Raw genomic sequence first — 17,818 nt, 5'->3', positions numbered from 1 at the left:
TTTCTACAGTCATCGGCCATGGAGACCCGTCGAGCCCTCGTCACCGGTGCCGCGTCAGGTATCGGCGCCGCCTGCGCCCAGCGCCTGGCCGCGGACGGCGTCCACGTGATCGCCGTGGACTTCGACCAGACCGGTCTGGACGCGCTGGACGGCATGGCGGGCATGGAGACGATTCGGGCCGACCTGTCCGACCTGGAGCGGCTGTCCGAGCTGCCGACCGACGTCGACATCCTGGTGAACAACGCCGGCGTACAGCAGGTCGCACCGGTCGAGCAGTTCCCGCCGGAGCGGTTCAGCTACATCATCCGGCTCATGCTCGAGGCTCCGTTCCGGCTGATCCGGCAGACGCTGCCGCACATGTACGGCGCCGGCTGGGGCCGCGTGGTGAACATCAGCTCGGTCCACGGTCTCCGGGCCAGCCCGTTCAAGGCGGCGTACGTTGCGGCGAAGCATGGGCTGGAGGGCCTCAGCAAGGTCGTCGCACTGGAAGGTGCGGCGCACGGAGTGACCAGCAACTGCGTCAACCCGGCCTACGTCCGTACGCCGCTGGTCACGGCTCAGCTGGCGGACCAGGCCGCGACGCACGGCCTGTCCGAGTCAGAGGTGCTGGACAAGGTCCTACTCGAGCCGGTCGCGGTGAAGCGGCTGATCGAGCCGGCCGAAGTGGCGGAGCTGGTGGCCATGCTGTGCGGCCCGGCATCCGCCTCCATCACGGGGAGCTCGTTCGTCCTCGACGGCGGCTGGACCGCCCACTAGTTCACGGCTAGCCCGCCACTAATTCAGGAGCCCGCCCATGACAGCTACAGAACCGGTCCGCACCCGTACGTCGATCGTCCGGGTGGTGGGCGCGAGTCTCGTCGGTACGACGGTCGAGTGGTACGACTTCTTCCTCTACGGTGTCGCCGCATCGGTGGTGTTCGGCGACCTGTTCTTCCCGAAGGGGGCGGAGCTCAGCGGGACGTTGCTGAGCTTCGCCACGTTCGCAGTGGGCTTCTTCGCGCGGCCGATCGGCGGCGTGGTGTTCGGGCACTTCGGTGACAGGCTGGGCCGCAAGCAACTGCTTGTGCTGTCGCTGTTGATGATGGGACTCGCTACCTTCGCCATCGGCCTGCTGCCGACGTACGCGCAGGTTGGAGCGCTCGCACCGATCCTGCTGACCGTACTGCGGCTCATCCAGGGCTTCGCGCTCGGCGGCGAGTGGGGTGGCGCCGTACTGATCGTGTCCGAGCATGGTGACCCCGCTAGGCGTGGCTTCTGGGCGTCATGGCCGCAGGCAGGTGCGCCGGCGGGGCAGCTGATTGCGAACGGCGTACTCGCGGGGCTGGCCGCGTTCCAGTCGGACGCTGACTTCAACTCGTGGGGCTGGCGCATCCCGTTCCTGCTGTCCGCAGTACTCGTGCTGGTCGGTCTGTGGGTCCGACTGCGGATCGAGGAGTCGCCCGTCTTCCAGGAGGCTCGGGCCAAGCAGGAGCCGGCGGACAAGCTGCCGCTGCTCGAGGTGATCACGAGGTACCCACGTGAGGTGCTGACCGCGATGGGTGCGCGGATGGCGGAGAACGTCAGCTACTACATCTTCACGATCGTCATCGCGACGTACGCGAAGGAGCAGCTGGGGATGGGAAAGTCGTTCGCACTGAACGCGGTACTGATCGGTGCGGCCATCCACTTCTTCGCCATCCCGGCGTGGGGTGCACTGTCGGACCGCATCGGTCGCCGGCCGGTCTATCTGATCGGTGCTGTCGGCGTGGGTATCTGGGTATTCGTCTTCATTGCGCTCATCGACACGCGCAACTTCGCACTGGCGACGCTGGCCGTGACTGTCGGGCTGATCCTGCACGGTGCGATGTATGGACCGCAGGCGTCGTTCTTCACCGAGCTGTTCGGGACACGGGTGCGGTACTCCGGTGTCTCGGTCGGCTACCAGCTCGCGTCGATCATCGCGGGCGGTCTGGCGCCGTTCATCGCGGTGGCGCTGCTGAAGGCGTACGACTCGGGCTATGCGATCGCCGTGTACGTCGCAGCGTGTGCAGTGATCTCCGTGATCGCAGTGACGTCGTACTCTGAAACGCACCGGCGGGATCTCACTAGTCTGTAGAGCCATGGAGGAGCTTCTGCGGCTGCTGGCCGAGGACGCGCCCGGGAGCGAGCTGTCCCGGGCTGCGGGCGAGGACGCGGTGGCACGCGACCTCGCCCTGCGGATCCGGGCCGGTATGGACGCCAGCAAGAAGCGTGAGGCCGAGCTGTCCGCGCTGGTCGACGTGGCCCGCGAGTTGGCGTCGGCGCGCGACCCGGGCGGCGTACTCGACACGATCGTCCACCGCGCTCGCACGCTGATCGGCACGGACGTCGCCTACCTGACGCTGTACGACGAGACGCGCGGCGACACGTACATGCGGGCCACGGACGGGTCCGTGTCGGCGGCCTTCCAGCAACTGCGACTGCCGCTGGGCGCTGGACTCGGCGGACTGGTCGCGGAGACCTACAAGCCGTACTGGACCGCGGACTACCCGTCGGACCGGCGCTTCCGCCACACCATGCCGATCGACGATGCGGTCGGCGAGGAGGGGCTCGTGGCGATCTGCGGTACGCCGCTCATCGTCGACGGCGCATTCGTAGGCGTGCTGTTTGCGTCCAACCGGACAGCGAGGCCTTTCAGTCGCGACGAGGTGTCGCTGCTCGGTTCGCTCGCCACGCTGGCCGCGGTGACGCTCGTCCAGGTACGGGCGGCCGCGGAGACAGCTGCTGCGCTGGACCAGCTGTCTGCCGCTCATGCCGGTGTCGAACACGCTGCAGCCGCACATGACAGGTTCGCCGACATCGTGTTGTCCGGCGGAGATGTGGACGCCATCGCCGCCGCACTGGCCGAGTTGCTCGATGTGTGGGTCGCACTGGTCGATGCTGCTGGCAACGAACTTGCCGTCGCCGGAGCGGTTCCCGAATCGGTGCCCTGGCAGGAGTCCGAGTCCGGTCGCCTGACCCGCATCGGTGACTGCTGGGTCGTCGCGGCGACCGCGAAGGGCGAACGCCTTGGTGCTCTCGTGATCGGAGGCGCTGACGACCTGTCCGGCGCAGACCGCCGCATCGTCGAACGGGCTGCTGTTGTCACCGCGCTGGTCCTGCTCTTCCGCCGGCAGTCCGCTGAGCAGTCCCAACGCGCACAGGCCGATCTGCTGGCCGACGTACTGAGTGGGAGCGCCGATCCACGCACCCTGACCGATCGGTTCCGGCTGCTCGCACCGAACCATCGCCACGACCGCCTCGTCGTCGCAGTCTGCCGCGGCGACCACACCGCCGTACGCGCGCGACTCTCCGCACCTCTGGAAGACAGACTGGTGCTGTCGGGTCCGTACGGCGGGGACCTGGTGCTCCTGTTCGCCCGTACGACGCCTGGTGGTGCGGCACGCGAGCTGGCCGACGTGGCGAAGCGTGGTGGTGTGACGATCGCCGTGACAGGTCCTGCGGCCTGGGGTGAGCCTCTGGTCGAAGCCCACCGCCAGGCCGCACGGCTGGCTGCGACCATGCTGCGGCTGGGCCGCGTGAGCGAGTCGGCGACACCTGACGACCTAGGCGTTGCCGGTCTGGTCGGTGCGTCCGATGTAGACGTCCGGGGCCATGTGAATCACGTGCTCGGCAAGGTCATCGACTACGACACCCAGCGTGGTACCGACCTGATCGGCACCCTCCAGGCGTACTTCGCTGCCGGCCAGAGCCCCACTCGTGCGGCCACCTCCTTGCACATCCACCCCAACACCGTCCAGCAACGACTGGACCGCGTGACCGCGCTGCTCGGTGAGGGCTGGCTGGCCCCGGACCGCTCGCTCGACATCCAGGTGGCGCTGCGCCTTCACTCAGCCCTCGGGTAGCAGGACGACCCGGCCGCGAACACCTCCTGCAGCGACGCGCTTGTAGGCGATAGCGGCGTCGTGAAGGCGGTAGGTGTCGGCGACCCGTGTCGAGAGGGCGCCGGTCTCGACCAGCCAGACGAGTTCTTCCAGGTCCGGGCGGTTCACGTGGATGAACATCTGCTCGACGGTGATGCCCCGCAGGTGCGGCGGGCGTGGACCTCCTTGTAGGTGCACATGGCGGCCGCCGTTGCGTACTGCCTCTTGTGCTGCGATTCCGACCACGGCCGCGTCGATCACGCCGTCCACACCGGCGGGCACGATCCGCCGTACCGCTGCAGCCAGGTCGTCGCTGCGGTCGATGAAGTGGTCCGCGCCCAGGTCTTCTACCAGCTGTTTGTCTTGTACGCCGGCGCTGGCGAGCACTGTGAGACCACGGTGCTTGGCCAGCTCAACGGCGTACCCGCCGACGCCTCCTGCTGCTCCGGTGACAAGCACTGTCTGTCCCTGCAGTGCGTTGACGGCCTGCAGCGCGGTCAGGCCGTTGAGGCCGAACGTCGAGGCGTTGGCCAGGTCGACACCTTCCGGTGCTCGCACCACTGCGTCCGCGTCAAGCACGACGTACTCCGCGTGCGTCTTGAGGGCTCGGCCCAACAGATCCGCCACTCCGACGACGGTCTGCGCTGGAGCCTGGGTGTTGGGACCCACGGCGTCCACGGTGCCGGCGACGTCCCAGCCGAGACCGAACTGCTCGCGGGCGGCGGTCAGTCCGAACTCCACCAGAACACCTGTGCTGACTGCCAGGTCCACCGCGTTGACCGCGGCAGCGGCGACCTTGATCCGGAGCTGGCCCTCAGCCGGCTCGGGTACGGCGGTCTCGATCAGCTCGATCGCATCCGGCCCGTCGAGCCGGCGGGCGACAAGTGCGCGCATATCGTTTCTCTCCTTGTGGATCGGGTTCGACACCCACTGTGGGAGAGCTACTCTCTATCGGGAAGTACGCACTTCAGGGTGCCTACCGTACGAGGAGGAGAGCCATGCCCACCCGCACCGCCGCCCAGCTCCGCCAAGAGGCGGCTCGTGAGTACGACGCGTTTCTGGCGACCTGCCCGGCCCGGCAACTCCTCGACCGCATCAGCGACAAGTGGGTGACGCTCATCCTCACCGCGCTCGCCGACGGCCCCCAGCGGTACTCCGACCTGTCGCGCCGCATCGCCGGCGTCAGCCAGAAGATGCTGACCCAGACCCTCCGCTCCCTCGAACGCGACGGCCTGCTCACCCGCTCCGTCACCCCATCGGTCCCGGTCCGCGTCGACTACGAACTCACACCCCTCGGTGGCACGCTGATGCCTCTGATCGCCTCCATCAAGACCTGGGCGGAAACCCACATGCCCCAGGTCAACACAGCGCGCGACACCTACGACAACGTAAGCACCACAGCATGACCGCCGACGACCCCCGCGCGGATTCTCCCGGCCCCGGCGCAGCTGTCGCCGACCGGCGCGTTGTGGTTGTTGTGGTGCCCGCTATTGGGACCTGGGCTCCGCCGGGCCGGGATGCCGACGCGTGGCGGCTGGCGTTGGCCGAGGACACCTACGAAGTACTCGCTGCTCTGGATCGCGTGGAGGTAGCGGTCGCGGTGGCCGGTGGAGACGAGGAGGCGGTCGCCGAGGTCAGTGCGCTGACGTGGCCGGGCACAACGACGTACGCCGTGGATCCCGATCGCCCAGTCCTGCACGCGGTGGAGCTCGCCGGTCCGGCCGCTGCGGTTGTCGCGGTGTCGCACGACGTACCGGACCTGCCCGGCCTGCTCATCGGCAAGCTCTTCCGCGCCCTCAGCACTGCCGACATCGCTGTCACACCGGCCGAGGACGGCACGCTCGCTGCCATCGGGACGAAGACGCCGATTGCCGACTGGGTTGCCGAGGTCGCGCCGACGTTCGACACGGAGCTGTCGGTCCTGGAGGCCCTCAAGCCGCGCCGGCACGCCGTCGCGATCGGTCCCGGCTGGCACCGGCTGCGGTCGGCGGCTGACATAGCGCGGCTGGATCCCGGTCTGGAGGGCTGGGACGCGACCCGGTCGCTGTTGCGCCGTGCCTGAGGCATGTCGGTCGAACGACCGACAGCTGTCGGTCGGCTGGCCAGGGACGTCGGGCGTTCACCCGCTGTGACGCGGGGCTTGCAGAGGCGAGTCTTTGACGCGGCAGCAAGCATCATCCGGGGGGATGTGTGAGGCGGATCCGGCTGGATTTACAGGGGTCGAGCTGAGTCTTCGTTCGCGGCTGCCGCGCCTGGACGACCCCGTCTCCGTCGCTTGCCGGAGCATCTGTAAAGGAAAGCAGCATGAACTACCCGCTTCGGGCCTTCGTTGCCCGAACAGTCCGCCGTGCCCGCAACCAGAAGACCCGCACCAGGAACCAGTCCGGCTTCACCCTGATCGAACTGCTCGTCGTGATCGTCATCCTGGGCGTGCTGTCCGGGGTCGTCGTGTTCGCGGTCTCCGGCATCCAGGACCGCGGCAACGCGGCCGCCTGCAAGACCGACAAGAAGAGCGTCGAGGTCGCCGTCGAGGCGTACTACGCGAAGAACGGCGCCTACCCGCCGGCCGGTGATCCCGGCTGGCTGGAGCTCACCGTCGGAACCAACCAGCTGCTGCGCAGTCGCCCGGTCGGCGACGGCTACACCATCACCCTCGGCGTGAACGGCCTGGTCACCGCGTCCGGCGCCTGCACCTGACGCCACCCCCGTGCTGTCAGGACGGACCGGTCGGAGGAGGCCCGGCCCGTCCGCAGCGCGTCGTTTCCGGTCAGACGATCATGCCGAAGGGACGTCATGAGAATTCCCGTGCCTGGCAGCCGGGTAGATCTGTTGCTCGAAGAACTCTGGAACGCCGGCGGTACCGACCTGCTCCTCACGGTCGGAATGGCGCCGCAGTTGCGCGTCCACGGTGTTCTGCGACCGGCCGCGGACCAGGACCCGCTGACCCGGCGGGACACCGACGCGATGCTCGCGGAGATCCTCAACCCACACCGCTCGAACGTCTGGCAGACGACGTACGAGCACGACTTCTCGTTCTCCTGGCGGGACAACGCCCGGATCCGCGCGAACGCCTTCACCCAGCGCGGCGACACCGCACTCGCGCTCCGCGTCATCCCGCGCAGCATCCCGACGATGTCGGAGCTGGGGCTGCCGCCGGTGGTCGAAACGTTCGCCCGGCTGCATCAGGGCCTGGTCATGGTCACCGGGCCGACCGGGTCGGGCAAGTCGACCACGCTGGCCTCGGTCATCCACCAGATCAACACCGATCGGGCCTGCCACATCATCACGATCGAGGACCCGATCGAGTACGTGCACGAACATCGTCGGTCCGCGGTGAACCAGCGCGAGGTCGGCAGCGACACCGCGTCGTTCCCGGATGCCTTGCGGGCCGCGCTGCGAGAGGACCCCGACGTACTGCTGGTCGGTGAGATGCGCGACCTGGAGTCGATCCGGTTCGCGCTGACCATCGCCGAGACCGGTCACCTCGTCTTCGCGACCCTGCACACCAACGACACGGCCCAGTCGCTGGCCCGGATCATCGACGTGTTCCCGCCCGAGCAGCAGTCGCAGGTACGGGTTCAGCTGGCAGCGGCGCTCAGCGGCGTCGTACATCAGCGGCTGATCCCGCGGATCGGCGGCGGACTGGTGGCGGCGTTCGAGGTGATGGTCGCGAACGCCGGGATCCGCAACCTGATCAAGGAAGGCAAGACGCACCAGTTGCGCAACGCGCTCGTCACCGGCCGGCGCGAAGGCATGATCACGCTCGAGCAGTCCCTCTCGGAGCTGATCGTCACCGGCGAGATCCGGCCGGAGGACGCCTACTCCCGCAGTTCCCACCCGAACGAGATCGAGCTCCGGCCGAGGCTCCGTGCCGGGACGGTGCAGGCGTGATGAGGCACCGCGGCCAAGCCAAACAGCCGCCTTCCACACCTCCGTCCGGCCCGATGCAGCCCGCCGATCTACCCGCTGAGCGTCGGCGGGCCACACTGCTCGCGGAGCGGCACGGTATCCCGCTGGTCGATCTGTGGACCGTCACGCCGGAGCCCGGTGCGACGGCCTTGATCGACGAGCAGACCGCCCGCCAGCTGACCGCCCTGCCGTTGGCTATCCGCGAGGGCGAGGTGCTCGTCGTACTCGCGGACCCGGCGCTGGGTCTGCAGGTCCAGGACGCGCTCGGCCGCCCGGTGCGGCTCGCCCTCGCGGCGGCTCCCGACATCGTTCGAGCGATCGACAACAGCTTCCGTGCACTGGCCGGGATCGACGAGCCGCTCAAGCAGTTCCAGGCGCGCGGTACGTCGCACGAGCCCGACGAGCTTGTGGTGAACGAGGACGCGCCGGTCGTCCAGGTGGTCCAGCTGATCATCACCCAGGGCCTGCGCGACCGGGCCTCCGACATCCACATCGAGCCGCACGACGACCGGGTCCGGGTGCGGTTCCGGGTGGACGGAGCGCTGCGCGACCAGCTCGACCTGCCGGGGGCGATCGGACCGGCGGTGGCCAGCCGGATCAAGGTGCTCGCCGACTTGAACATCGTCGAGCGGCGACGCGCCCAGGACGGCCAGATCCGGATGCAGGTCGAGGGCCGCGACGTCGACATCCGGGTGTCGACCGCAGCGGTCGTCGGCGGCGAGAAGGTCGTCCTGCGGCTTCTCGACAAGAGCCGGCCGCTGTTCCGGCTCGAGCAGCTCGGGATGCCGCCCGAGCTGGCGGAGCGGTACTCGGCGTTGCTGCGGACGCCGTACGGGATGGTGATCTGCGCGGGCCCGACCGGGAGCGGTAAGACCACGACGCTGTACGGGTCGCTCGGCGAGATCGACAGCCCGGAGCGCAACATCATGACGATCGAGGACCCGGTCGAGTACAGCTACGCCTCGATCAACCAGATCCAGATCAACGAGGCGGCCGGGATCACGTTCGCGACCGGGCTGCGATCGATCCTGCGGCAGGACCCCGACGTCATCCTGGTCGGGGAGATCCGGGATGCGGAGACCGCGCGCATCGCCGTACAGTCCGCACTCACCGGGCACCTGGTCCTGTCGTCGGTGCACGCCACCGACACCGCGACGGCTCTGCATCGCCTGCTGGACATGGGAATCGAGAACTTCCTCGTCGCCTCGTCGGTGAGCGCGGTGATCTCACAGCGGCTGATCCGCAAGGTCTGCGAGAACTGCCGCGAGTACTACGAGCCTCCGGCCGCGGAGCTGGCGTTCCTGCGCAGTACCGGCGCCGAGGTCCCGGTCGGGGGTCTGATCCGCGGTGCGGGGTGCAACTTCTGCGCGCACACCGGCTATCTGGAACGGACCGGCGTGTACGAACTGCTGCCGGTGACCGATCCGATCCGGGAGCTGATCGTCGACCGCGCACCGCTGGCCGAGATCCGCAAGGTCGCCTGTTACGAGGGCATGCGGACGCTGCACGAGGAGGGCGCCCGGCTTGCGCAGACAGGGGTCACCACGGTCGCCGAGGTGGTCCGGTCGATCTACACGGTGGGGATGCGATGACGAGATATGCGTACGTCGCGGCCAAGCCCGACGGGAGTACCAAGCGCGGTACGACGCGGGCCGAGAGCCGCGAGGAAGCAGAGCTGGCGCTGTACGAGCGGGAGCTGCGGAACATCAGGTTGTCTGAGAAGCCGGGCCTGCTCCAGCTGGAGATCACCGCGCGACGGGTGAAGCGGGAAGAGGTGATGCACCTGACCCGCCAGCTCGGTGCGTTCGTGGGGGCAGGGCTGCCCCTGACCGAGTCCGTGCACAGTCTGGGGCGCGAGGCGGAAAACTCGTCGGTCCGCCGGATGATGCTGGAGGTCGAGGACGGACTCCGCGACGGCGAGCGGCTGTCGGACTGCTTCGACCGGCATCCGCGGATCTTCCCCGAGTTCTACCGTGGCATCCTCCGCTCGGCCGAGCTCAGCGGCCGTCTCGACACCGCGCTCGGCCAGCTCGCCCGCTACCTGGAACGCGATCTCGAAGCCCGGCGGCGGATCAAGCAAGCCACCATCTATCCGGCGGTCGTTGCGGCGATGTCGGTGGTGACGCTCGTCGTCCTCGCCGGTTTCGTGCTGCCGCGGTTCCAGGCGTTCTTCGACAGCCTGGGCGCACGGTTGCCGTTGCCGACGCGGATCCTGCTCGCGATCACGAACTTCCTCACCGGCTGGTGGTGGGCGTTGATGATCGGTCTCGGCGCGCTGATCCTGCTGCTCGTCTACGTGCTGAGCACGACGCCCGGGCGGTATCTGCGGGACCGCCTGGTCCTCGCGGTTCCGGTGATCGGCCCGACCATCCAGTTCGCGCTGGTCGAGCGGTTCTGCCGGATCCTGTCCTCGATGGTCAGCGCGGGCGTCCAGCTGCCCCAGGCGCTACGTGTCGCGACCGGCTCGCTGCCGAACCGCGTCTATCGCCGGTCGCTCGGGGGTGTGATGGAGGCGATGCTGCAGGGCGAGGGGCTGGCCCGGCCGCTCGCGGCCACCAAGCTGTTCCCGGCCACGGCGGCCCAGATGATCCGGGTCGGCGAGGACACCGGGACGATGGACGCCCAGCTGGAGGTCACTGCGCAGTACTACGAGGGCGAGCTGGACTACAAGCTGAAGAAGCTGATCGGCCTGTTCGAGCCGGCCGTGATCGTGCTGATGGGCGGTGTGGTCGGCTTCGTGGCGATCGCGCTGGTGTCCGCGATGTACGGGATCTTCCGGCAGGTGCAGGGCTGATGCGCGAACGCGGTGAGAGCCTGCTGGAACTGGTGGTCGCGATCGCCCTGATGGGTGTCGCGGTCGTCGCAGTAATGGCGGGTCTGACGACGACGGTGCTGATGTCGGACACCCAGCGCAAACAGGCGACCGCGGTGACGACGGTCCGCAACTACGCCGAGGCGCTGCAGCAGTACGTCGCCGATGGCCACTACGTCGCGTGTGCCTCGACGTACGTCGTACCGGGCTTCACTGCGCCGCCTGGGTTCACAGCTCGCGTGGTGAGCGGGTCGGTGCAGTACTGGACCGGTGCGCTGTGGTTGCCCCTCTGCCTGCCGGATCGCGGACTGCAGCGGTTGCGGGTGTCGGTGGCGAGTACGGACGGGCGTGCGGCGGAGACGCTGGACGTCGTACTGCGGAAGCCCTGTCGGCTCGGGGATCCGCCGTGCGGCTGAGACGTACCGAGCAAGGCTTCACGCTGATCGAGCTGCTGATCACCATGACCCTGATGGGGGTCGTCACGGTCGGGCTGGCTGATCTGGTCGTCAACGCGCTGCACCAGATGAGTGCGACGTCGGACCGGCTGGACATGGCGCAAGATGCCCAGCTCGGTGCGACGTACTTCGCCCGCGACGTCGCCGCGGTGGGTCTGCGCGACTACGGAGCCGTCGCCGTGGACGGATCGCTGCCGTTCTCACCATCGGTGCAGCTCGACGCCGCGGACTCTGCCGGTGGTGTCGTCTGTGGTCCCTTGCCGGCCGCCGCGGTCCGGCTGCTGTCGGATTACTGGGACACGTCGGTCACGCCGGCAGTCCGGCGTACGGCGGTCGTGGCGTACTACGTGAACGACGCCGGGGAGCTGCATCGGGCGCGCTGCCTGGGTCCGAGTACTACGCCTTCGTCTGATCTACGGCTTGCGTCGAATGTGAAGCCGGGCAGCGTGACCGTCACCTGCTCGACTGCGTGTGACTCTGCCTCGCTTCCATCGTCCATCACCTTGCGACTGGTGATGTCGAGGCCGTCCACCGGCGACTACGAGGTCGCGCTCAGCGGTCTGCGGAGACAGTCGTGAGGCGCCGGGACGAACGCGGGTCCTCCCTGCTGCTGGTCCTCGTGGTCATCACGGTGATCGGACTGGCGCTCTCGGCCCTCCTGTCCCGGACCGACTCCGCGGAACGGGTGTCTGCGAGTCTCCGGGATCAGACCGAGGCGTCGTACGCAGCTGATGGCGCGATGGAGGCTGCGATCAACAACCTGCGCAACAGCGGGTACAACGGGGAATCGGGCCAGCGGTGCTTCGGACTGTCCGACACCCTGTCGCTCCTTCTGTTCAACGGACTCGACTCCGCCACGGTGACGTGCAAGCCGGATCCGAAGCAGGTGGTGGTGCACTGCCAGGACGCGAGCGAGTGCAATCGCCCAGACAACGCGCTGCTCACTCTGGGCCAGATCGCCGGCGAGGACGGCCTCACCGTCGACCAGCCGGCAGGCTCGAGCCTGCAGATCCACGGCAAGGTCGTATCCCACTCGTCCGTCACCGTGCCGGCCGGCAAGTTGAGCGCCGGCGCGCTGTCCGCCCTTGGCGGGTGCTCCGGGGACCTGCTGGGGAACCCGCTCTGCAACCTTGGCGAACTCCCGGGCGGCGACGACCCGGCGTACCCGTCCCCGCTGAGCAGCGTGCCCGCCCTGCGCGCCTTACCCGCGTGTACGACGCCGGGCTCGGTCGTCACGTTTCTGCCTGGCTACTACGACGACGCGGTCGGGCTGAGCGCGATGATGAAGAGCGACAGCCCGTGCCACGGGAGCACCTGGTGGTTCAAGCCGGGCATCTACTACTTCGACTTCCACAACGAGTCGAATCCCTTGCTCGACAGCGGCGACAACGTCTGGACGGTCGACGGCGGCAACCTGGTCGGCGGCACGCTGTCAGGCAGTTCGTGTGCGAGTCCGCTCGATGGCGCGACCGCCGGGGTGCAGTTCATCTTCGGCGGCGACAGCCGTCTGGACGTGAAGTCGGGCAAGGCCGAGCTCTGCGGCAGCTATTCCGCCACGGAGCCGCCGATCGCCCTCCGAGGACTCACCAGCGGGGCCGATTCTCCGGTCGACTCGACCGGGGCGAGCGCGTTGAGGCCGACCGCGGTCTCGCTGGTGAGCAAGTTCGGGCTGACCGCGACGCCGTCCCGCCTCGGTGCGGTCGACGGCGTCGCGGCCACCTGGAAGAGCTCGGTCGCCGACGACACCGCTCCGGTCACGATCAACGGCTTCGCTCCGCCTGGTCCGATCCCTGCTGGCTCGGTGCTGCGATCGGCGGCGTTGAAGATCACCCATCGGCACAGCGACATCACGTCGGCGGACAAGCTGGACGTGTCGCTAGACGTGGGCTCCGGTACGCCGTTGACCGCGTCGGTAGCCGGTGTCGCGGGCGGTACGTCGTACCAGACCGAGACCGTGCCGCTCGACGCGAGCGGCACGGGGTCGCTCGCGCAGGCGATCTATGCGGGGACGTTTACTGGAGCGAGCGTGGCTCTCACCGCTGGGCTGCCGGTCAAGGGTGACACCGAGGACATCGACGCGGTGCGGCTGGAGCTCAGCTACACGCCGCCTGCTCTGCGCGCTGCGGGCGGATGTGTTGTCGAGGGGCCGTATCCCAGTAGTACAAGCGCTTGCGCGATGGTCTCGGGTCGGGTGTCGGTTTTGGGCACGGTCTACACGCCCGCCGCGGCGCTTGACCTCAGCGTCGCTCCGGGAGCGCCGGTGGTTGGCGCCGGGGCGGTGGTTCGCGCGTTGCGCCTGACTGCCCTCGGGACGCTGTCCGGTGTGGCGATCGACGTACCCAATGATTCGCCCGCCTTCACCTTCGGGGTGCAGCTCACGGCGTACATCTGTCCCGGCGGCCTGATCTGCCCGCCCAGCGGCCGCCCTGCGCTGCAGGCCAGGATCGGGCTTGTCGACGCCAATCCGTCCGCGCCCGTCGCGGGACGGCGTGCGGTGACAGTCCTCGGATGGTGGCGGCCGGGCTGATGAGGTTGTGTCTGGTGCGACCAGATCATCAGGCGGCAGAGACGACAGTCTCTATCGCAACTGCGTCACGCTGCGTAGTTTGGTCCGCGGGGGGAGCCATGAATGATTTCGTCAGGGTCGTCGTCATCGACGATCACACCTTGGTCCGCTACGGCCTGACCGGTCTGGTGGACCATGAACCGGATCTGGAGATCGTCGGAGACACCGGCCAGCGCGCCGAGGCAGTCGGCATCGTGCTGTCGACCCGCGCGAACGTCGTCGTACTCGATGCGACGCCGCCCGACCACGACGGTCTGCGGATCGCCCGGGAGCTCCGCAACCGGTACGCCGAGCTCGGCATCGTCGTACTGGCACCGGAGGGGCAGGACAGCGTCCTGTTCGAGGCCCTCGAGTCGGGGGTGTCCGCTTTCGTCGCCAGGACGGCGCCCACGGACGAGATTCTGGCTGCGATTCGGCATGCTGCCGTCGCGCCGACCTCGTTCACGGCGACCGGGCTCGGGCCGGCCATGGCTCGGCGCGACCATCCGGCGGCGCAGACGCTGCTGAGCCCGCGTGAGGCGCAGGTGCTTGAGCTCCTCGGGCAGGGTCTGTCGGTCCGGGCGATCGCGGTGGCGCTGTCCGTGAGCGTGTCCACGGCGAAGACCTATGTCGAACGCCTGTACGAGAAGCTCGACGTGTCGAACCGCGCGCAGGCGATCATGACGGCACTCCAACGCGGCCTGATCGAGCCGAAGTCGTGAAACTTCTTTCTGTCTGACCCGTCACCTTCTTGCCGGCGGCTCGTTTCATCATGCGGCGGGGGACTTCGGGGGAAGTCCAGCTGATAGCCGATGCCGTTCAGGGGCGGCACCCGACATCAGCCCACTGCCGGCCGCACCCGGGGGGATACGGCCATCCAGGCAGCGGGATGCAGCAGTACGACGGGGATCGCACGGGGGATGAACACAGCAGGACACATCACGTGGAACAGCTGTATCCACAGGGTCGAGGGGATCCCGCGGAACAGCGAAACCAGCGGGGGAATCGCAGGTCGCGGGGGACGCGAAGATCCGGGGGGATCACGGGGGATCGCAGCGACCCAGCACACCGTCGGCATCGCGAACGGGGCGCGATGCCAACGGGAGACCAGCACAAACGGGGACCGCACCACAAACGGGGACGCAGCACCAGCGCGGACCTAGTACCAAACGGGGATCGCAACACGGGGAACGCAGTGCCAACGGGCATCGCGGTGGTAACGAGGAACGCAGTACCAACGGGAAGGCAACGCCAGCGGGACGCAGTACCAAACGCCAGCACGGCCGCAGTACTAACGGGGATCGCAGTGCCAACGGGGACGGGGACGTAGTACCAGCGCGGACGCAGTGCCAAACGGGGAACGCAGTGCCAACGGGGAACGCAGTACCAACGGGGGAACGCAGCACCACTGGGGATCGCAGTGCCCACTGGGAACAGGGGTCGCAGGACCGGCGGGGTGCGGGATTGGTGTGCTGGCGGGGGTTGTGGGGTGGGAGGGATCGCAGGGCTGGGGAAGTGTTGATGTCCTGCTGTGGGGAGGTGGGCCGGCCGTTCGGGTCGGCCCACAGCTGTAGAGGCCGGCCGTGCTGAGTGAGCCGTCAGGTGCGCGAGAGCTGCTGCCGTGCCCGGGCCGCTAGTTGCTTCACCGACGGATCCGTATCTGCGGGGAGCCCATCGAGCGGGAACCAGGCGAGGTCGTGGGATTCCTCGCTGACGACGTACTCCGTTCCGGCCGTCGCGATGACGAGGAACTGCACGTCGAGGTGGTACGCCCCGGCGCATCCGCCGCCGAGAAGTAGATGCCGCGAAAGCTGCAGCGGCTCCGGACCGATCGTCAGACCCGTGAGGCCTGACTCCTCGGTCGCCTCGCGGAGCGCCGCACCGGGCAGCGTCGTGTCGTTGGGCTCGCAATGGCCGCCTAGCTGAAGCCAACGGCCGACGGTCTTGTGCAACGTGAGCAGCGTGTTCTGGCCCGCACCGTCAACCACCAGCGCACTCGACGTCACATGCTCCGGCCGACAGCTCCGCCACATCCCGTCAGGATGCGTCGCGAGGTGTCGCAGGTAATGCGCCCGCAGCTCCTCCTGCTCCGCGTCGGGCGCACTCCAGCTCTCCAGGACCTCAACCGCATTCGCAAGAAGCACCCGGCAAGTCTCCCCGCGACCCGGGAACGGCTACTTGGCGGGGTTGTCGCCGTCGTCGTCCGAGGTGGAGTCGGTCGGCTTGTCCTCGTCGGTCAGGAAGTCGGTGATGTCGATGTTGGAGAGTTCGCCCGCGTGCTGCGCGAACCCGATCGGGTCATCGAGGTCGGAAGTGCTCGGCATCAGGTCAGGGTGCGACCACAGGTTGTCGCGACCGTCGACTCCGCGGGCATCGCGAACGGCGGCCCACAGGTTGGCGGCGTCGCGCAGCCGACGCGGTCGAAGCTGAAGACCGACCAGAGTCGCGAACGTCTGCTCCGCCGGACCGCCGGCCGCCCGACGGCGTCGTACCGTCTCGGAGAGCTGGATCGCCGACGGCATCCGGTCCCTGGTGGCCTCGCGTACGACGTCGTCCACCCAGCCCTCGACCAGCGCGAGCGTGGTCTCGAGCCGAACGAGCGCCGCCTTCTGCTGCTCGGAGTCCTCGGGCTCGAACAGGCCGCCCGCGAGCGCCTCCTGCATGGCCTCCGGGTTCTGCGGGTCGATGTCGGCCATCGCGCGCTCGATCTTGCCGGTGTCGACCTCGATACCGGCCGCGTAGTCCGCGACCGCTGCCAGCAGGTGCTGCCGCAGCCACGGCACCCCCGCGTACAGCCGCTGGTGCGCCACCTCGCGCAGCGCCAGGTACAGCCGAACATCCTCGTCGCTCAGCCCGAGCCCTTCGGCGAACTTTGCAACGTTGTCGGGCAGCAGGATCGCCTGACCGGTCGGCCCGAGCGGCAGCCCGATGTCGGACGAGCTCACAACCTCGCTGGCGAGCTCCCCGAGCCCCTGGCCGACCTGGGCCCCGAACACAGAGCCGCCCAGCTGCCGCAGCATCCCGGCCATCGGGCCTGCGAACTGCTGCGCCTCGGCGGGCAGCGCGTTGCCCATCGCACCCGCGACGTGCTCGGCGACCGGGTCGACCACTGTCTGCCACACCGGCAGCGTGTTCTCGACCCACTCGGCGCGGCTCCAGGCCGCGGAGGTGGCAGACACCTCGGGCAGCGTGGTCGCCTCGTCCAGCCAGTGCTCGGCGAGCCGGACCGCGTCCGCGACGCGATCGCCGTCGGCAGAAGTCATCGACCGGTCGCCTGCGGTGGCGACGGTCTTGCGGGCGATGTCCTTGGCCAGGTCCCAGTTCACCGGCTTGCCGTCGGTCGAACCGCTCAGCAACTGCTGGACCTGGGCGAAGATCGCGTTCAGGTCCGGGGCGCCGCCCGTGCCGGCCGCACCGGAGAACTGTTGGAACATGGCCTCGAACGGCGTTCCCTTGAACGGGTTGTCCGGGTTGTCCGGTTCGTCGCTCATCGGAGGGCCTTCCTGTGCGGGTGGGGCGTACAACTCCAACGTACTGGTTCCGTCCATCAGTTCCTCCACCGGCGAACGCATCACCGCTCGTGTTCGCCGGTAGGTGAGGAAGGCAACAGTCTCTCCGGGTACGCGGCACACCACGCACCGCAGCCCCCGGTACGCCGAAATGCCGGTAAGAAGGGGAGGTGATGTACGCACAGAGGGAGCTGGGAGGGAGAATTGTGCGATCGGGAATGGGATGGTGTGCGAGTGAGCACGGGGGACCGGCGGGAATGAGGGACGGATGAGCGACGCGATCAGGCTGCTGGACATACGGGAGAGCCCGTTGTCCAGCGACGAGGTGCTGGCTGCTGTCGCCGATCCGACGGCGGGCGGGACCGCGATCTTCATCGGCACTGTGCGCAACCACGACCACGAGAAGCCGGTCGACAAACTGGCCTACGAGGCGCATCCGGACGCGCTGGAGCACCTGCGAAAGGTTGCGCAGCGTATCTGCGACGACCCCGCGGTGACCGCGCTGGCCGCTATCCACCGCACCGGGGACCTCAAGATCGGTGACGCGGCCGTGATCGTCGCGGTGGCGGCATCGCACCGGGATGTCGCCTTCTCCGCGTGCCGGCGGCTGATCGACGACCTCAAGGCCGAGGTCCCGATTTGGAAACACCAGCACTTCATCGACGGTGGCAGCGAGTGGGTCGGCGCTCACTGACCCGTACGCTGGG

General features: G+C 68.4%; 17 protein-coding genes. 14 read left to right on the top strand and 3 right to left on the bottom strand.

The window, feature by feature from the left end; all coding sequences use genetic code 11:
* Positions 1-18: 18 nt before the first annotated feature.
* From ABT313_RS33040 to ABT313_RS33030, 3 genes are read left to right on the top strand one after another with little or no spacing between them, the layout of a single operon-like run.
* Positions 19-756, top strand: coding sequence for a 3-hydroxybutyrate dehydrogenase (locus tag ABT313_RS33040; protein ID WP_350861904.1), 738 nt, complete (start codon positions 19-21; stop codon positions 754-756).
* Positions 757-793: 37 nt separating this feature from the next.
* Positions 794-2,095: an MFS transporter gene (locus ABT313_RS33035; protein WP_350861902.1), complete on the top strand. Its 1,302-nt coding sequence runs from the start codon at positions 794-796 to the stop codon at positions 2,093-2,095.
* Between the two features lie 4 nt (positions 2,096-2,099).
* Positions 2,100-3,863: a helix-turn-helix domain-containing protein gene (locus ABT313_RS33030; RefSeq protein WP_350861900.1), complete on the top strand. Its 1,764-nt coding sequence runs from the start codon at positions 2,100-2,102 to the stop codon at positions 3,861-3,863.
* On the opposite strand, the gene ABT313_RS33025 is transcribed toward ABT313_RS33030, so the two are convergent.
* A complete protein-coding gene (locus ABT313_RS33025; RefSeq protein ID WP_350861898.1) occupies positions 3,849-4,775 on the bottom strand; it encodes a zinc-binding dehydrogenase in 927 nt (308 codons plus the stop codon). The two genes, ABT313_RS33030 and ABT313_RS33025, sit on opposite strands and share 15 nt — an antisense overlap.
* Positions 4,776-4,879: 104 nt before the next feature.
* Here ABT313_RS33025 and ABT313_RS33020 point away from each other — a divergent pair, with 104 nt between their 5' ends.
* The 10 genes from ABT313_RS33020 (at position 4,880) to ABT313_RS32975 (ending at position 14,324) form a co-directional block, all read left to right on the top strand.
* Positions 4,880-5,287 (top strand): winged helix-turn-helix transcriptional regulator, encoded by a 408-nt coding sequence (locus ABT313_RS33020; RefSeq protein ID WP_350861896.1) that lies wholly within the window; start codon positions 4,880-4,882, stop codon positions 5,285-5,287.
* On the top strand, positions 5,284-5,943 hold the full coding sequence (locus tag ABT313_RS33015) for a DUF2064 domain-containing protein (RefSeq protein WP_350861894.1): 660 nt from the start codon (positions 5,284-5,286) through the stop codon (positions 5,941-5,943). The genes ABT313_RS33020 and ABT313_RS33015 overlap by 4 nt, the downstream gene beginning before the upstream one ends.
* A gap of 242 nt (positions 5,944-6,185) precedes the next feature.
* Positions 6,186-6,578: a type II secretion system protein gene (locus ABT313_RS33010; protein WP_350861892.1), complete on the top strand. Its 393-nt coding sequence runs from the start codon at positions 6,186-6,188 to the stop codon at positions 6,576-6,578.
* A gap of 96 nt (positions 6,579-6,674) precedes the next feature.
* The gene (locus ABT313_RS33005) at positions 6,675-7,772 is read left to right on the top strand and encodes a type IV pilus twitching motility protein PilT (RefSeq protein WP_350861890.1); all 1,098 of its coding nucleotides are present in this window, start codon (positions 6,675-6,677) and stop codon (positions 7,770-7,772) included.
* A gap of 53 nt (positions 7,773-7,825) precedes the next feature.
* The gene (locus ABT313_RS33000) at positions 7,826-9,382 is read left to right on the top strand and encodes a GspE/PulE family protein (RefSeq protein WP_350861888.1); all 1,557 of its coding nucleotides are present in this window, start codon (positions 7,826-7,828) and stop codon (positions 9,380-9,382) included.
* On the top strand, positions 9,379-10,584 hold the full coding sequence (locus ABT313_RS32995; protein WP_350861886.1) for a type II secretion system F family protein: 1,206 nt from the start codon (positions 9,379-9,381) through the stop codon (positions 10,582-10,584). The genes ABT313_RS33000 and ABT313_RS32995 overlap by 4 nt, the downstream gene beginning before the upstream one ends.
* Positions 10,584-11,018 (top strand): type IV pilus modification PilV family protein, encoded by a 435-nt coding sequence (locus ABT313_RS32990; RefSeq protein WP_350861884.1) that lies wholly within the window; start codon positions 10,584-10,586, stop codon positions 11,016-11,018. Before ABT313_RS32995 ends, ABT313_RS32990 begins: the two co-directional genes overlap by 1 nt.
* Complete coding sequence (locus ABT313_RS32985; RefSeq protein ID WP_350861882.1) at positions 11,009-11,635, top strand: PulJ/GspJ family protein; 627 nt, start codon at positions 11,009-11,011, stop codon at positions 11,633-11,635. The genes ABT313_RS32990 and ABT313_RS32985 overlap by 10 nt, the downstream gene beginning before the upstream one ends.
* A complete protein-coding gene (locus ABT313_RS32980) occupies positions 11,632-13,584 on the top strand; it encodes a hypothetical protein (RefSeq protein WP_350861880.1) in 1,953 nt (650 codons plus the stop codon). Before ABT313_RS32985 ends, ABT313_RS32980 begins: the two co-directional genes overlap by 4 nt.
* Positions 13,585-13,682: 98 nt before the next feature.
* Positions 13,683-14,324 carry a LuxR C-terminal-related transcriptional regulator gene (locus ABT313_RS32975; protein WP_350861878.1) on the top strand — a complete coding sequence of 214 codons (642 nt, stop codon included), beginning with the start codon at positions 13,683-13,685 and terminating at the stop codon, positions 14,322-14,324.
* Between the two features lie 876 nt (positions 14,325-15,200).
* Here the strand turns inward: ABT313_RS32975 and ABT313_RS32970 are convergent.
* Positions 15,201-15,746: an NUDIX hydrolase gene (locus ABT313_RS32970; protein WP_350861876.1), complete on the bottom strand. Its 546-nt coding sequence runs from the start codon at positions 15,744-15,746 to the stop codon at positions 15,201-15,203.
* Between the two features lie 30 nt (positions 15,747-15,776).
* A complete protein-coding gene (locus tag ABT313_RS32965) occupies positions 15,777-17,150 on the bottom strand; it encodes a zinc-dependent metalloprotease (RefSeq protein ID WP_350861874.1) in 1,374 nt (457 codons plus the stop codon).
* Positions 17,151-17,379: 229 nt separating this feature from the next.
* Here ABT313_RS32965 and ABT313_RS32960 point away from each other — a divergent pair, with 229 nt between their 5' ends.
* Positions 17,380-17,805: a molybdenum cofactor biosynthesis protein MoaE gene (locus ABT313_RS32960; protein ID WP_350861872.1), complete on the top strand. Its 426-nt coding sequence runs from the start codon at positions 17,380-17,382 to the stop codon at positions 17,803-17,805.
* Positions 17,806-17,818: the final 13 nt, after the last annotated feature.

The sequence above is a fragment of the Kribbella sp. NPDC000426 genome, assembly GCF_040300265.1.
In the GTDB taxonomy this organism is placed as follows: Bacteria; Actinomycetota; Actinomycetes; order Propionibacteriales; family Kribbellaceae; genus Kribbella.
Note: the sequence above shows the minus strand (reverse complement) of the source record. Positions and strands in the feature narration are given on the sequence as shown.

Excerpts from the sequence above, each read along its gene's own strand:
- ABT313_RS32975 (WP_350861878.1), top strand. The coding sequence starts at position 13,683 with ATGAATGATTTCGTCAGGGTCGTCGTCATCGACGATCACACCTTGGTC.
- ABT313_RS33040 (WP_350861904.1), top strand. The coding sequence starts at position 19 with ATGGAGACCCGTCGAGCCCTCGTCACCGGTGCCGCGTCAGGTATCGGC.
- ABT313_RS33035 (WP_350861902.1), top strand. The coding sequence starts at position 794 with ATGACAGCTACAGAACCGGTCCGCACCCGTACGTCGATCGTCCGGGTG.
- ABT313_RS32960 (WP_350861872.1), top strand. The coding sequence starts at position 17,380 with ATGAGCGACGCGATCAGGCTGCTGGACATACGGGAGAGCCCGTTGTCC.
- ABT313_RS32990 (WP_350861884.1), top strand. The coding sequence starts at position 10,584 with ATGCGCGAACGCGGTGAGAGCCTGCTGGAACTGGTGGTCGCGATCGCC.
- ABT313_RS33025 (WP_350861898.1), bottom strand. The coding sequence starts at position 4,775 with ATGCGCGCACTTGTCGCCCGCCGGCTCGACGGGCCGGATGCGATCGAG.
- ABT313_RS33005 (WP_350861890.1), top strand. The coding sequence starts at position 6,675 with ATGAGAATTCCCGTGCCTGGCAGCCGGGTAGATCTGTTGCTCGAAGAA.
- ABT313_RS33010 (WP_350861892.1), top strand. The coding sequence starts at position 6,186 with ATGAACTACCCGCTTCGGGCCTTCGTTGCCCGAACAGTCCGCCGTGCC.
- ABT313_RS33000 (WP_350861888.1), top strand. The coding sequence starts at position 7,826 with ATGCAGCCCGCCGATCTACCCGCTGAGCGTCGGCGGGCCACACTGCTC.
- ABT313_RS32995 (WP_350861886.1), top strand. The coding sequence starts at position 9,379 with ATGACGAGATATGCGTACGTCGCGGCCAAGCCCGACGGGAGTACCAAG.
- ABT313_RS33020 (WP_350861896.1), top strand. The coding sequence starts at position 4,880 with ATGCCCACCCGCACCGCCGCCCAGCTCCGCCAAGAGGCGGCTCGTGAG.
- ABT313_RS32965 (WP_350861874.1), bottom strand. The coding sequence starts at position 17,150 with ATGGACGGAACCAGTACGTTGGAGTTGTACGCCCCACCCGCACAGGAA.
- ABT313_RS33030 (WP_350861900.1), top strand. The coding sequence starts at position 2,100 with ATGGAGGAGCTTCTGCGGCTGCTGGCCGAGGACGCGCCCGGGAGCGAG.
- ABT313_RS33015 (WP_350861894.1), top strand. The coding sequence starts at position 5,284 with ATGACCGCCGACGACCCCCGCGCGGATTCTCCCGGCCCCGGCGCAGCT.